Genomic DNA, 14,135 nt, shown 5'->3' with positions numbered 1-14,135 from the left:
CGATTTCGACAGGGATAAATAATTCTCTGCCGCTTTTTGAAGCATGGAAGAGACAGAAGTTATGATCATCGAGAGGGAGCCTGCAGAGTGGGGCTCCTTCATCGTCAGGGGGATATTCGCCCTCATCATCGGCATCGCCGTTCTCCTCTGGACCGGGATCACCCTCGAGATCCTGATGATCCTCTTCGGCGCCCTTGCAATCGTCTACGGCATCATGACCATCATCTTTGCGCTGAAGCAGCGGGTCGGTGAGACCGGCACGACCGTGGCACTGCTCTTCGGCATCCTCACACTCATCCTGGGCATCGCCGCCATCGCCTGGCCCTGGGTGATGGCCGCAGCCCTGGTCACCCTGATCGCCGCCATGATGATCGTCGTCGGCTTCTCGGATATCGCCCTCGCCATCTTCACCGTCGAGGGGACGGCAAACCGTCTGCTCCTCGGCCTCTCCGGCGCCCTCTCGGTCATCGTCGGCGGTGTCTTCATATTCTTCCCGGTGTTCGGCGGGATCGTCCTGGTCGCCCTCTACCTCGGCGTGCTCATGATCGCCTTCGGCATCATCTCCATCGCCGCCGGCATCGCCATGCGCGGTGCACAGTCCGCCTGAAGGGATATTTCAGGCACACACACTTTTTTTATTTCTGAAGGCTCTTCAGACCGAGAAGAGCGACCACGCCTCGTTGATGTGGAGGGCCTGCAGACCGAGGCGGCGTGAGGGCAGCACGTCGTTCTTCTGCGAGTCCCCGATAAAGAGGCCCTCATGGGGTTCGATATGGAGTCTCTGCAGGGCGGTGCGGAAGATCCGCTCATCGGGTTTTTTGTATCCCACGTCAGATGAGAAGACCACGGTCTGGAAAAACGGGAAGAGCCCGAACATCCGCAGTTCGATCTCAGAGAAGACACGCTGGCCATTGGAGACGATGCCGAGCGGATAGGCGTTGAGTGCGGAGAGGAGGTGACGACTGCGGGGGAAGGCGCAGATCTTGCGGACGGTTGCCGCCCTGAAGGAGCGGGCGAGCAGTATCCCGGTCATCGCCGTGTCGATCGGCCAGACGGCGTAGTCCCGGCAGATCCCGGCGAAGATATCCTCCACCCGGATCTCCGGGTAGTCCTCTTCGGTCCCCTCCATCGCCTCCCCGATCCGGCGCCTGTACTCCTCACGCAGTTCGTCCGGGCAGATCCTGACCCCCTGATAGGACACCCAGGAACTGAGCGCTTCATAGGGGCGGATGCTCCGTTCGTCGGTGCTGATATCGATCAGGGTGTCGTAGCAGTCGAACAGAACGCCCCTCACCCGCGAAAAGTCTACCGGCGCACCAGACATCGCATTGCCTCCTGTATCAGCCATTCTCGTTCCTCCCCCCCGAGACCGAGTCGTGCCATCCTCAGATACCCGAGCCCCATATAAAAAGGCACGCATCCGGTGACCGAAGAAAATCTTCTGGAGGAACGGGCATACTGCCGGAGAAATTGCCCGATATACGGCTCTGCAGCCTCCGGATTGTCATACCGCCGTTTGAAGGCATACTTGATCTCGGCACAGAACACACCAACATCATGGACCGGATGCCCCCCCGTCCAGGCGCTCTCGAAGTCGATCGCCGCAACACCCGCCGGACCGAAGATATAATTCGCCGGCGTGGCGTCCCGGTGGATCATGCACCCGCCTTTCCGCTCGAGATCCCCGGAATGCCACCATTCCCCGAGGAGACGGTTGAACCGATCCCGCACCCCGGCAGAAAGACGGTTCTGGTCGAGCACATCGTGCACGTTCGAGAACTCACGCTCCATCGAGTAGCGGGACGATCTGATGGAATGGAGGTGGCGCAGGAGATCGGCAACGGCAGCGAGGCGATCATGCAGACCGGGATCATCCCTGAGGGACCGGGAAAGCGGTTTTCCCGGCAGATAGGAGGTGACGAGCACACAATTGTAGTCCTTTCGGATGCCAAGCGGTTCAGAGACAGGGATCACATGCATCGCCCGTTTCAGGAGACGATACTCCCGGTTCATCCCTTTCTCAGGGTTATAACAGTGGTTTGCCCCGGTGGGTTCGGCGAAGAACTTGGCGACCACCGAGGGCCCGTTCTGGAACGTATAGCGGCAGACAGTATGGGACGACGGGCGGATCAGGGACACCCGGGCCGGAGCGTCCTGCCGCCGCAGACGGTGCCCGAGCAGTTCTGCAATCCAGTCCCTGAAGGGATCGCCCGGGTAGAGCGTGGCGACGTGCTGTTCATGCCCCGTCCCCATCACCCCCGGAGGGTGTGCAGAGCACCGCCCTGAGCACCTCGGCCACGCTCCATGCCTGCGATATGGCGCCAGCTGGGCGGTGGGGCGGGTCGCCGTCGAAACACTCGGAGATGGTGCCGAGACCGGCATCGGCCAGATGGCAGAGGAGGGGGCCGAGGAGGACATCGGTCCGCGGACTGAGGCCGTACTGCCTGAGGGCGTCGATATAGGGGCCGATAAGCCACGGCCATACCGTGCCGTTGTGATAGGTGCGGTCGCCGGCAAACCGGCCCGCATACCCCTCTTCGCGCGGGGAGAGGGTCCGCAGCCCGAAGGGCGTGAGCAACTCCCTCCCGACGGTCTCGAGGGCTCTGCGGGCGCGGGAGGGGTCCGGGATCCCCAGGGCGAGGGCGATCACCTGGTTCGGCCTGACGGCGGGGTCGTCAGGATCGAGGAGGTCATAGAAACACACGGCATCGTCGTTCCAGAATGATGAAAAGGCGGATTGCGCCTCGTCCGCCGAAACCGGCGTATCGATCCCGAGGCTCTCGGCACACCGGAGGGCGGCGATCCAGAGGGCGTTCACCTCCACCGGTTTTCCGGCCCTCGGGGTGTGGGGCGTGTCCATCCAGGTGCTCCGTGGCGCAACCGTCACCAGCGCACCATCCAGGTGTGCCACGGCACTCCCCGGATAGCCGCCGACGATCTCCTCGACGGCGCCCCGCATCTCACGGAAAAAAGCATCGTCACCGCTGAGTTCAACATAGCGCTCCAGTGCATGGACAAACCAGAGGGGTGCGTCGCTGGAAGTGTATCCGCCGGGGACGCGGTTCGGGATCAGCCCTCCCCGGATCTGCCGGGAGAACCACCTGAACACCGCGCGCGCCTCCTCAAACCGCCCCCGGCAGAGCAGCAGCCCCGGAAGGGCGACAAAGGTGTCCCTGCCCCAGGGTTCGGGAAACCAGTGGTATCCGGCCAGGATCGTGTCGCCGACCAGGAACGAGTCGGCGGCCCGGTCCAGCCAGGATACGGGCTTCGTATCCGGGAGGGGGGAGGGGGTCGGTCCAACGCCGTCCGCCGTCACTTCAAGCCGGAACGCCCTCCCCCGCCCGGAAAAATACCCGGGACAGTAGAGGTGTTCCTGGAAGGCATAGCCCCGTTCCCGGTCTTCCGGATATATCACATCGCGGTAGAGGCAGGGGGCGGGGGTGAAGGGCATATCAGAGCGGAGCGTGAGCGGACCGGCGCGGACACCTCCCGGCAGGGGTTCGGGGCGGATCGCATACTCCGTCCTGACCTCATGGATGCCGCGATCGGCGATCAGGGGGGCCACCCGCAGGCCCCCCTCACCCTCAATCTCATAGCGCACTCTGAGGATGCCGTCAAACCGGATGCTCTTTTTCATCGCCGCCCCGGCCGCCCGGTACCAGAAGACGGGATCAGGGTCCAGGGAGACACCATGGAGATGGGAAAGGCCGCGGTCGTCGTCTCCGCCCGCATATGCCGCCGGCGTCAGTGCCTTTCCGTCGAGATATTCGTCGAGCCCGGAGAGGAGAAGGCGCCCGCCTGCGACCAGGAGACCATGATACTTCCGCGTGTTCCCGGCAAGCGACGAAGAGGCCCAGTTCCCACCGGAGACCAGCAGAAACTCCTTTCTGGAGGCGACCCGCCGATCCCGCAGGTCGGCGCCGGCGACGATCACCGCTCGCACCGCCTGCATGCCTCCCGGTAGGCGGCGAGCGTCGCCTGGACGCTGTGGTCCCAGGTGAAATAGGAGATCACACGGTTCCGCCCGTTCCTGCCCATCGTCCGTTTGAGCGCCCCGTCAATCAGGATCAGGGAGGTGTAGATGGCGATGTCGTGCGGATCAAAGGGATTGATATGGAAACCGCATATCGCCGGCCCCTCGGGCACCACCTGCTCCCGCATCCCGGACGTCCCCTGCGCCCCAACCACCACCGGACACCCCATCGCCATCGCCTCGGTGGCAACGATGCCGAATGGCTCGTAGGTCGAGGGGAAGACACAGACATCGGCCGCCGCATAGTGGAGAATGCGCTCCTCCTCAGAGATGATCGACGGCGTCAGCACCACCCGCCCGTCGCCCTTCATCTGCGCAAGGTGCCTCACCTCCCCCTCCATCTCGCCGGCGCCCACGATCACCAGGCGGGCGTCGGGCACCTCCTGGAGGATATACGGGAAGGCCCGCAGGAGGGTGTCGACCCCCTTCACCCGTGTGAGACGCCCGATAAACAGGATCATCGGATCATCCCCGATGCCCAGGCGCCGGCGGAGGTCCCGCACCCTCTCCTCAGGGATCCGCTCCCGCGAGTAGCGCTCCGCATCCACCCCATTGTAGACGACCCGGATCTTCTCCGCCTGAACACCGAGGGTGATGAGTTCGTCCCGCATGGCGCGGCTGACCGTGACGACGACGGCGGCCTGCACGGCGGCACGGTTCTCGAGGGTCCTGATGATCGGCGAGGGATGTGGACTCCTTCCGGCCTCGGTGGAATGGAAGTGCATCACAAAGGGGATGCGGAGGCTTGCCGAGACGAGCATACCGGCCGGTGCGGACAACCAGTCATGGGAGACCGAGAGATCGGCGCCCTCCCCTCTCGTGAGCAGGTCGCCGGCGGCAACGATGTTGCGGAGATAATTGGAGGCAAAATAGTGCTGCGAGTCTGCTGGCCAGGCAGTGACCTCAACAGGGAGCATGAGGGGCAGGAGGGGGGAGGGATCGGGCACCGCAGGGCGGCACACGACAATGCCGTCCTCTGCCTCCTCGGTCTCCCCGCCCCCCTCACGGGAGGCATAGATGCTCAGGGCATGCCCCGCGGCAGCCAGTCGGGGGGTGATCTCCGCAGCATAGGTGCCGAGCCCACCGCGGAAAAAAGGCGGATATTCGTCAAGAAAACAGGCAATCCGCATCAGAGCACCTGATTATAGGCCCTCTCCATCCGATGGGCGATCTGCTCCCAGCGGAACTCCCGCTCCACCTTCTCCTGCCCCTTCTGGCCGAGGGAGCAGCAGAGACCCCGGTCGTCGATGACGGCATTGATCCCGCCGGCAACCCCCCGCGAGGAGACCGGAACCTTCACGCCGTTCACAAAATGGTCGATATTCTCCGATAGTCCCCCCACATCAGAGGCGACCACACAACGCCCGGCACTCCACGCCTCGGTCAGGATCAGGCCGAAGGGTTCGTTTCTGCTCGGTATCGCCACGATATCCGCCGCATTCAACAGACGGATGAACTCGGGCTCCTCGACATACCCGAGCAGACGGGCGGGAGTGCCCCGGGTCTTCCGGGAGAGGTAGTCCTGCATATCCCCGCACCCGGCAAACAGGAAACGGGCATCCCAGCGGTTCTTCAGCACCTCGGGCATCGCCTTGACCAGGATATCAGGGCCCTTCTGATAGACCAGTCGCCCACCAAAAAAGACCAGGGGGGCATAGGGGTGGACACCATAGCGGCGTTTCACCTCCCCCTGGTCCACCGGCAGGCGGTAATAGTCCGGATCGATGCCATTCTGGACGACGTCCACCTTCCAGTCCGGCACATTGTAGAGCGCCTTCACCTCGTCCCTCAGGGTGCGGGAGACCGCCACCACCCGCCGGGCGATATAGGCGCCGTACCATTCCTTCCCGGAGATTTCGCCATACTCCCACCACCCACCGGTTTTGTTGCCGTTTCTGCCGTACTCCGTCGAATGAAAGGACATTACCGTATTCCGCTCACGCAGACGGTGCATTGCCTCCACAAAGTGCCAGTCATGGAAGTGGAGGACGTCGAAGGCAGGGGCGTCCTGCTCTCTGAAGAGGTCGAGGGCACCATGTGAGAGGTCGTTGCAGAAATCGACGATATTCTTTCCCTTCGGGTAGCAGTAGTGATAGATGACGCCGTTTTTTTCGTCGGGGCCGGGGCCGCGGGTGAAATAGTGGACCTCGTGCTTCCGGGCGAGCGACTCGGCAAGGCAGGTGGCGGCCGGGGCGAGTCCGCCCACCCGCACCGCATGGAGGGACTCCCAGCAGAAAAAGGCGATCTTCAGAGGGTGCACAGGGAACACCTCCGTTCGTGGACCGCCCGTTCCAGATCGGCAGGACTCGCGGCGGTCTCCACCTCGGCCGCCAGTTTGCGGTCGCCGATCGCATCCCTGATCCAGGGTGCATAGTCGCCGCGCTCCAGGTGCCAGAGGACCGATTCCCCGGGCACGGAGAGGAGCGCCTCCTCAAACTCCCTGAGACCGTGCGCCGACACCCCGGCATATCTCCCATCCGGCATGCGGAAATGGAAGGCCTCGGGGTTCGGGACGGAGGCGAGCGGGCGCTTCCCCTTCCCCAGGCAGCGGCGTTCCAGGTGGGAGAGGATCGCCATGAAGGTGTCGTAGGCCTCCTCGATGCCGGCCGGACAGAAATAGCGGTGGACATCGCCGCAGGACCCGCCCTTCTGTGCGAGATAATAGAAGTGGTCGCTCGTACCGAGATAACGCCAGAGTTCGGGGCGCATCTGGCGGGCCGGCGAGTGCTCCAGGGCGGAAAAGGCGTATCTCTGAAGACGGTTCCCGAGCCACGCCGACTCGTCCTTTTCCAGGTCAGCCCACGAGACCGGGCGCCGGAGCGTGATCTCAGCTGCAGGCGGAAGTGCCGCTGCCTCCGAGGGCGTGAAGAGCGCCACCCCCTCATCAGCCAGGGCGGCCGGGAGATAGGCGAGAAACTCAAATATCCCACTCTCACGGGGCTGATGCTCGCCGAAGGTCTCGAAGTCGATGAACACATGGGCGCATCGCCCAGGGGACATGGCAATCCAGCTCGCATAGGTGTCCGCCATCAGGGGGCGCTTGTCCCAGCCCGGCCATGAGAAGCGGAAGGCGATATCGTCGGAGAGGGGGCAGTTTCTCAGGAGCAGGGGGATACCGCAGCAGGTGCAGGTCTCGTTCAGGGCATTTACCGGGACGATGCGGTCCGCACCCTCGGTATAGACCGCCTGAAAACCGAGGTCACGGAGGTCGGCGGCGATCCCGTCGTCAAGAGAGAACTCGGTATTCTCCGCCACCCGCGGCCGCACACCGAAGAGGTCGTGCATCAGATCGGTGTGCATCCGCACCTCCTCCACAAACTCATCCCGGTCGGCAAAAAAGCCGGCAAGGCTGTGGTAATAGGTCTGGGCAAGGAGTTCGGTGTTGGGGTGAACGGCGATATCGGTAAAGAGGGAGAGCGCTTCCGGGCACCACTCCTCCATCTGCTCGATAAGGGTGCCTGAAAAGGAGAAGGCATACCGCATCCCGCCGTCCAGTGCGTCAAGAACAATCTCTGCGGCCGGGATATAGCAGTTCCGCGCCACCTTGCGCAGAATATCCCGGTTTCGCCGATCAAAATAAAACGACTTCAGGTCCCGCCTGCCCTTCGCCTCCTCCGGTGAGAACACCGGATTGAGCCGGAAGGGCTGGTGGACCTCAAATCCCATGCAGATTCCCGCCATATTCTCCCCCGTCCTGTGTGCTGCACCACCTCCTATTCCGTGTAAAAATAAAGTATTTTCTATAATATGGGAGGATATTCCGGATCTATTTCTGTCGGTTCCCGGACCCCAGGCACCTCAGGGCAGGCGCCATGCATCCCTGAGATGCATGGACCGCATGCCGATAGAGCGCGGGCCCCCCGATATCGTTCCTGTAGGAGTCCCCGATGAACAGGGCAGACCCGGGATAGACCGAAAGGCGCGAGAGGGCATGCCTGAAGATCCGGGGTTCGGGTTTTTTGTAACCGAGATCAGAGGAGAAGACGACGACGACGTAGTCCCTGATGCCCAGGTGGCGGAGTTCGTGCTCGGAGAAGACCCGCTTGTCCGTTGGAGACGATCCCGGGGGGGAGGTGGGGGAGGTGATCGAGGAGGCGCCGACTCTCCGGAAACACCCGTTCGTGCCGGATCGAGGCAGCACGGAAGGTCAGGGCCGCCCGTTTTCTCACGCGCCGCACATCGATCTCCCGGAGTTTGTGGCGCCGGCAGATCTCGATCCCCTGGTAGGCGAGCCATACACTGAGCGTGCGGCAGGTCTCCGCACTCTCATCGTCGGTCCTGATATCGATCAGCGTATTGTCGCAGTCAAACAGAACGGCCTGAACACCGGTGAGAACCATGCGACCCCAAGTGAGGGATCTCGGCGGGAAAAAGAATAGAGTTTTTCGAATACTATATTGGCAGCCAATACACCATTGTCACTCCCCGTCCGCGGGCGGAGGGGCATGACCGTTGCGTCCGTTCGTCACACTGACACCGCAGGAGATGCAGGGTTCATCCCCCTTCTCCTCGCCCATCACGCGGTAGGCATCGGCGAGCACCGAGGCATTGGAGGCGAGTCCGGCGATCAGGATCACCTCAAGGATCTCGTCCCGCGTCGCCCCCTTCGCCATCGCCGCCTGCATGTGATATTCAACACAATGGCGGCATTTCAGGGCGGCACCGACCGCAAGGCTGATCAGCTCAATGTACTTCGGATCCAGGTGACTCGTCTCAAAGACCGAGCTCTTATAGAGGAGGTGGGAGAGGAGCACCGGCGGCCGTTCGCCCATCCGTTTCAGGATCAGGGGGGCCAGCCCGAACTCCTCCTCGATCTCGCGAAGCCAGTCGGCGGAGACCGGCCCGGCGCCCCCCTCGAGAATGGCGGCAAGTTTCTCTTCAAAGTTCATCAGTTACACCATGATGTTCGTGTCAGAGAAGGGTTTAATCCGGATCCATATGTAATTGCGCATTTTTGACGGAAGGACCTCGGCAACGTCGCCGATTGTGACGCCCCCCTCGATCTCGAGCCCGCGGATCTCGGTTTCGTAACCCTCATAGGGCAGTTTCACCCTCAGACCGGCGATCTGGACGGTGATCGGCGTCGGATGGTTCACCCCGTAGATCGCCGGCACGCCCTCACCGATCACGTCCATCAACCGCGCCGGAGAGACGGAAAGGGGGTCTTTGGCGATCTCCGCCCTTCGATTGTCGAGGACGCGTGCGACCTCATCGACCATCGCATCGAGGGTGGCGAGTTCCTCGGGTTTCTTGGTGCGGTGCATGCACCGCCCCATATTCCCGACATACCCCTCCACCGGCGGATCGATGACCCGCTCCAATGCCTCGGACGACGGTGCACCGGTGACCACGATAGGGACGGTGATCCCGCGCCTGATGGAGGGGAACTTCTCCTCGATGCAGGTCTCGAAGTTGCCGAGCACATAGAGGGCGACATCGTGCTCGTTGATGATGTCGCGCTCCTCGACATTGAGGTTGGCGATGCGTTTCCCGAACCCCCGCGCAAGACCGACCATATTCGTCTTCGCCCCGGCACGCCGGAGATATTCGGCCACATCGCAGGAGGAGTGGGGGAGGTGGTGGATCTCAAGACTCGGCGAGATGACGGCAATCTCGGTGCCGACAAGGGGGGAGACGATCACCTCCCCGCCGAGCGGGCGCCCGATGCTGCTGATCAGGTCGACATCCTCCTTCGGCACCAGGCACTGGAGGATGACGTCCTGCGCAATCATGTGCTTCTGCACGATATACCCGCCGAGGTCCTCGATGAGGTCGATGATCTCGTCGTGCCGGTAGACCCCGCCCTTGTAGGTGATCGGGACAAAAATCACAGCGTCACCCCCACCTTTTTCAGCTCCCCTGCCACCATCGCCTCGACCACATCCTCGGGCAGGGTGTTCTCGCTTGCCACATAGTAAAACACCCCGCCCTTCTGGTATTCACGGCGGACCTTGAAACCCTCGGGGGCGATGATCTGCAGGGCATAGATCAGGTCGCGGTACAGGCCCTCGCCGGGATCGGCAACCGGGATCTCTTCGATCGCACGGGGGTCATCCCCGGCGGCCAGATGAACGACCACCGAGAAACGGTCGGGCTGATCGACATTCTCCTTGCCGTAACGCTCCCAGAGGGCAGAGAGCATCGGGGCAAGATAGGTCTCGTCCCCGATCGAGAGCACCGCACGCCCCTCCTCGTCGGCGTTCACCTCGGCGAAGTCGCTTACCCTGACCGGCCCGCCGCTCTGCCGCATCGTCCCGGCGGCGATGAAGATCGGGACCTTCGGGTCGATGAAGATCTGCAGGCGCTCGACGACCCGGACCAGGTCAAAGTCCAGGAGGACATCGTTTGCGATCTGCTCATAGACATCCCGCCCCTTCTCCTCGGCACACTCCACCCGGAAATACTCCAGCGCGGCCATCTACTTCTCCCTGATGTAGCCGGATGCCAGAAGGGCGCTCCCGACCGCCCCGATGAACTGCGAGTGGTGCGGGACCACGATCTCGGTCTGGAGGAGCTGCCCCATGGCATGCACCAGTCCCTGGATGAGGGAGGTGCCGCCGACCATGATCACGGGCTCCTTGATGTCCACCTCCTGGAGCTGCTGTTCAAACACCTGTTCGGCGACCGAATGGCAGGCGGCGGCGGCGACGTCCTCGCGGGCGCTTCCCTCGGCAAGGGCGTTCACCAGGCTCTGGGTGCCGAAGACGATGCAGTAGGAGTTCATCGGCACCCGGTCGCCCATCCCCTTCATCGCCAGCGGACCGAGTTCGGTAATGTCGATCCCCAGGCGTTTTGCCGTCATCTCCAGGAACCGCCCGGACGCCCCCGCACAGATGCCGCCCATCGTGAAGGTGCCGGGAATACCGTCCTGCACCGAGATCGCCTTGTTGTCCATCCCACCGATATCGATGACCGTGGCCGGACCGTGCTGGCTGTCGGCAAGATAGACGGCACCCTTGGAGTTGACGGTCAGCTCTTCCTGCACGAGTTGGGCGTCGAACTGCTTCCCGATGAGATAGCGGCCATATCCGGTGGTGCCGATCGCCTGGATATCAGTCATCCGCAACCCCGCCTCCTCCAGGGCGAGGTCGACGACGCCAGCAGCGCTCTTCAGCACCTCGGTCGTCGGGAGCCAACCGGTGCCGACGATCTCGTTGTCCTTCATCACCACCGCCTTTGTGGTGGACGACCCCGAGTCGATGCCCAGGGTGATCCCCTCCTGCTCCTCCCTGGCAAGGAGGGCGCGGCGGCGGGCGATGGTGGTCAACGCCTCCATCCGCGTGAGCAGGGTGCCGGCGGTCGTCCGTTCGGTGAAGGAATAGGAGACGACCGGCAGGTCGGAGTTCTCGTGGATGTAGCGGCGGAGCTCGTTCCTGACGATCGCCGCCTCGGCACAGCGGAAGCAGGTGGCGATGAAGACGGCGTCCGCATCGATCCGACCCTCGACGAGCGCCTTTGCCCTGGCGATCGCCAGCTTGAGGTCAGGGCTGCGCACATCGAGCCCGAACTCCTCAAAGCCCCGCCTGACGTCGTCGAGCATGATGTCCGGGAAGAAGACCTCGGCGTCCACCATACCGGCGGCCTCGGCGATCTCCTTCTGCACGCCCGAATACTCGGGCCCACAGGAGAGCTGGGCGATCCTGACCCGTTCGGTCATGCGGCCCCCTCCTCACCGCCGAGACCCGCAAGAAACTCGCGGATCGCGGCCACAAAGGCGACACCGTCCTCGTCTGACGACGGGTACTCGAGGTCCAGGAGCGGGATCCCGCTCTGGCGGAGCTGGAACTGGATCAGCTCGTTGGTGCGGGCGCAGCCCATGCACCCGAAGGCATAGTCCGCCTCGCGAATGATGATCGCCGCCTCCGCCTCTTCGATGAGCGGACCATAGATCGCCATCCGTCCGCGCACGCCGGAGGGGACCTCGACCGCCGCCCATTTCAGCCCTTTCTTCGGCTCTTCGGGGGTGATCTGGAGGGGGGGACTCTCGAATCCAGGCGTCTGAATGCGTTCCCTGATGCCCAGGGCCGATCCGATGGGCTCATGCCCGAACCGGGCCACCATATCGGAGAGGATGAGGCTTGTCGCCGGATAGATAAACACTTTCACCATATTTACGGCTCCTCTGCTTCCATCATTTCTTTGAGTTTTCGGGCGTCCAGAGGTGTACGCTTTGCCGTACCGGCGGGCACGACCGCGCCGCCGGCTGCCGCCTCAAGCCCCTTTGTGATATACCTGACCCGCCGCATCTCGAACTCATGACCGAGATAACCGGGACGGGCGCCGCCCAGGTTGGCGCGGCACCGCCGCTCGTCACCGGGGGGGAACCCCCGGTCCTTGACGAAGATATGGGTGGGGTCGAGGGCCCGGACCTCCGCGATCAGGCGCTCCACCTCATCGGGCGTGCCGGTCACCTGGAGGCCAAAGCAGGTCTCCTTGATCATCACGCCCTCAGAGACCTCATAGGCGTGGATCGCCAGGTCTTTGGGCGTCATCAGCGGCGAATCGATGAAGACGTATTTTGTTACCGTCCCGACATACTGCGGTTCGTACTCAGCCATTGAAGGGCACCTCCCGCACAAACACGGTGGCCCCTTCCTCAAGATCCCGGAGCTTCTCCATATCCAGCACCCTCCCGATGATGTTCGTGCCCTCAAATGGTTCGGACGTCGGCCCGAACTCGGAATTGTCGGTTGTCCGTGTGCCGACCATACCAGCGCCGCGCCGGCTTTCATTGGTCATCGCCAGCGAACCCGCAGGCACAAGGTCTTTCGGGGCATTTTCCGGCAAAATATTGACCTTTTTCTTTATTGAAGGCTGGAAAAGAGCAACATCCTCAAAGGTGAAGAGCACCGGCATCGAACCGACCGAATGAGTCTTCAGCCCGGTCGCTCTGCGGAAGATGTCGCAGGTGACCGGTGCATGCTCGTCGTCCAGACTGATCGAAACGACCGCTGCGGCTGGCAGCACCGCGAGTGTGACCGTACCGGCGGCGAGGGCCTCGAGCGTCGTCCCCGGCGTCTGACCGACGACGATCAGGTCCTCTCCCGCACCATCGAGCTCGATCCCGATCCCCCGCTCCTCCGCCACCCTCCGGGCCTCCTCCAGGGGGAGCCCGACGAGATCGAAGCGGGGCGGGGTGACCGATACCGAAAAACGCTCCCCGCTCGAGGCAAGACGGGCAATCTCGATCCCGTGGACGATCTGCCCGACGAGCGAATGCCCCGGATGGCTCGGGATATCATCGCGATAGATGTAGATCGCACCGCGTGAACCTCCGAACGTCCTGACGGTGACCGAACCCTCCCGTCGGGGGCGTCTGCGTTCGGCGGGCACCTCCATCGGCACCATCGACTCGTCCCTCACAAAGGTGCTCCCGGACCTGCCGACAGCGAATCTGCCCCTTTCAAGGGCCAGGAGGAGATGTTCGACGCTTCGGGAGGTGGCGGTGTCCACTCCAGCGTCCGCATAGCCCTCGGCCCGGATCTCCACGCGGCTCACGACCTCGGTGCCCTCCTCAAGGGGGGTCGCCGGATCGGCGGTGGTGAACGAGGTGGAGCGGTCGGCCCAGGAGAGCACCCGTTCAGCCCCGGAAAGGTGATCTCCGGCGGAAAAACGGTCGATCACACCTCTGCCAGAGACCAGGCGCCCGATCACGCCGCCGTCCGCACCGGCGCCGAAGTCTGCCCGGTGATCGCTGCGCACAAAGATCAGAACGGACCGCGAGGGGTCATAACCAGCGCACCCGACGACCACATCGCCCCGTGCATAGCGATGCGGTTGCCGGTCGGGCCGGACCGCCGACGGGAATGGGCCGAAGGCGGCGGCATACCGATCGCTCCACCGGAGAGAGAGCGCCCCATCCCGGAGGGAGGGGATCTCCTCCCCGCAGTAGTCTGAAAAAAGAGGAGTGGTCTCGATCACCACCTCACCGGTCGTCGTGACCAGGCGGAGGTGACCGGTACGCGCCGCCTCCCGGGTGGCTGGCCTGATCACCGCCACCACGGCGGTTCTGTCCATATCGGGAAGGATATCACCGAGTGTCGCCCCTGCGGCGACCTCCACCGGCCTGCCGTCAAGGAGGACACGCATCTTCACATCCTCC

At 63.3% G+C, this 14,135-nt stretch carries 16 protein-coding genes; 1 reads left to right on the top strand and 15 read right to left on the bottom strand.

Annotated features, from left to right (window positions below; translation table 11 throughout):
* The first annotated feature begins 43 nt into the window (after positions 1-43).
* On the top strand, positions 44-607 hold the full coding sequence (locus CUJ86_RS03275; RefSeq protein WP_130646112.1) for an HdeD family acid-resistance protein: 564 nt from the start codon (positions 44-46) through the stop codon (positions 605-607).
* A gap of 45 nt (positions 608-652) precedes the next feature.
* Here CUJ86_RS03275 and CUJ86_RS03270 read toward each other — a convergent pair whose 3' ends face one another.
* From CUJ86_RS03270 to mmp3, 15 genes are all read right to left on the bottom strand, one after another.
* On the bottom strand, positions 653-1,348 hold the full coding sequence (locus CUJ86_RS03270) for an HAD family hydrolase (RefSeq protein ID WP_235855558.1): 696 nt from the start codon (positions 1,346-1,348) through the stop codon (positions 653-655).
* Complete coding sequence (locus tag CUJ86_RS03265; RefSeq protein ID WP_130646111.1) at positions 1,306-2,253, bottom strand: phosphotransferase family protein; 948 nt, start codon at positions 2,251-2,253, stop codon at positions 1,306-1,308. The genes CUJ86_RS03270 and CUJ86_RS03265 overlap by 43 nt, the downstream gene beginning before the upstream one ends.
* Positions 2,237-3,952 carry an amylo-alpha-1,6-glucosidase gene (locus CUJ86_RS03260; RefSeq protein ID WP_235855557.1) on the bottom strand — a complete coding sequence of 572 codons (1,716 nt, stop codon included), beginning with the start codon at positions 3,950-3,952 and terminating at the stop codon, positions 2,237-2,239. Before CUJ86_RS03260 ends, CUJ86_RS03265 begins: the two co-directional genes overlap by 17 nt.
* Positions 3,931-5,163 (bottom strand): glycosyltransferase family 4 protein, encoded by a 1,233-nt coding sequence (locus CUJ86_RS03255; protein ID WP_130646110.1) that lies wholly within the window; start codon positions 5,161-5,163, stop codon positions 3,931-3,933. The genes CUJ86_RS03260 and CUJ86_RS03255 overlap by 22 nt, the downstream gene beginning before the upstream one ends.
* On the bottom strand, positions 5,163-6,293 hold the full coding sequence (locus CUJ86_RS03250) for a glycosyltransferase family 4 protein (protein WP_130646109.1): 1,131 nt from the start codon (positions 6,291-6,293) through the stop codon (positions 5,163-5,165). Before CUJ86_RS03250 ends, CUJ86_RS03255 begins: the two co-directional genes overlap by 1 nt.
* Positions 6,281-7,714, bottom strand: coding sequence for a glycoside hydrolase family 57 protein (locus CUJ86_RS03245; protein WP_130646108.1), 1,434 nt, complete (start codon positions 7,712-7,714; stop codon positions 6,281-6,283). Before CUJ86_RS03245 ends, CUJ86_RS03250 begins: the two co-directional genes overlap by 13 nt.
* An 85-nt stretch (positions 7,715-7,799) precedes the next feature.
* Positions 7,800-8,039 (bottom strand): HAD family hydrolase, encoded by a 240-nt coding sequence (locus CUJ86_RS12125; RefSeq protein WP_235855572.1) that lies wholly within the window; start codon positions 8,037-8,039, stop codon positions 7,800-7,802.
* Entirely contained in the window at positions 8,005-8,373 is a 369-nt protein-coding gene (locus CUJ86_RS03240) for an HAD family hydrolase (protein WP_235855556.1), read from the bottom strand. The genes CUJ86_RS12125 and CUJ86_RS03240 overlap by 35 nt, the downstream gene beginning before the upstream one ends.
* Positions 8,374-8,451: 78 nt before the next feature.
* Entirely contained in the window at positions 8,452-8,922 is a 471-nt protein-coding gene (locus CUJ86_RS03235; RefSeq protein ID WP_130646107.1) for a carboxymuconolactone decarboxylase family protein, read from the bottom strand.
* A gap of 3 nt (positions 8,923-8,925) precedes the next feature.
* Positions 8,926-9,864, bottom strand: coding sequence for a methanogenesis marker 7 protein (locus CUJ86_RS03230; RefSeq protein ID WP_130646106.1), 939 nt, complete (start codon positions 9,862-9,864; stop codon positions 8,926-8,928).
* Positions 9,861-10,451, bottom strand: coding sequence for a methanogenesis marker 17 protein (locus CUJ86_RS03225; RefSeq protein ID WP_130646105.1), 591 nt, complete (start codon positions 10,449-10,451; stop codon positions 9,861-9,863). Before CUJ86_RS03225 ends, CUJ86_RS03230 begins: the two co-directional genes overlap by 4 nt.
* Positions 10,452-11,690 (bottom strand): methanogenesis marker 15 protein, encoded by a 1,239-nt coding sequence (locus CUJ86_RS03220; protein ID WP_130646104.1) that lies wholly within the window; start codon positions 11,688-11,690, stop codon positions 10,452-10,454.
* Positions 11,687-12,142, bottom strand: a complete 456-nt coding sequence (locus tag CUJ86_RS03215) for a methanogenesis marker 5 protein (protein ID WP_130646103.1) — start codon at positions 12,140-12,142, stop codon at positions 11,687-11,689. Before CUJ86_RS03215 ends, CUJ86_RS03220 begins: the two co-directional genes overlap by 4 nt.
* A gap of 2 nt (positions 12,143-12,144) precedes the next feature.
* Positions 12,145-12,591, bottom strand: a complete 447-nt coding sequence (locus CUJ86_RS03210; RefSeq protein ID WP_130646102.1) for a methanogenesis marker 6 protein — start codon at positions 12,589-12,591, stop codon at positions 12,145-12,147.
* The gene (gene mmp3 / locus CUJ86_RS03205; RefSeq protein WP_130646225.1) at positions 12,584-14,122 is read right to left on the bottom strand and encodes a methyl-coenzyme M reductase-associated protein Mmp3; all 1,539 of its coding nucleotides are present in this window, start codon (positions 14,120-14,122) and stop codon (positions 12,584-12,586) included. Before mmp3 ends, CUJ86_RS03210 begins: the two co-directional genes overlap by 8 nt.
* Positions 14,123-14,135 lie beyond the last annotated feature (13 nt).

Origin of the sequence: Methanofollis fontis (assembly GCF_004297185.1) — an archaeon.
GTDB lineage: Archaea > Halobacteriota > Methanomicrobia > Methanomicrobiales > Methanofollaceae > Methanofollis > Methanofollis fontis.
This window is presented reverse-complemented; position numbering and strand designations above follow the sequence as displayed.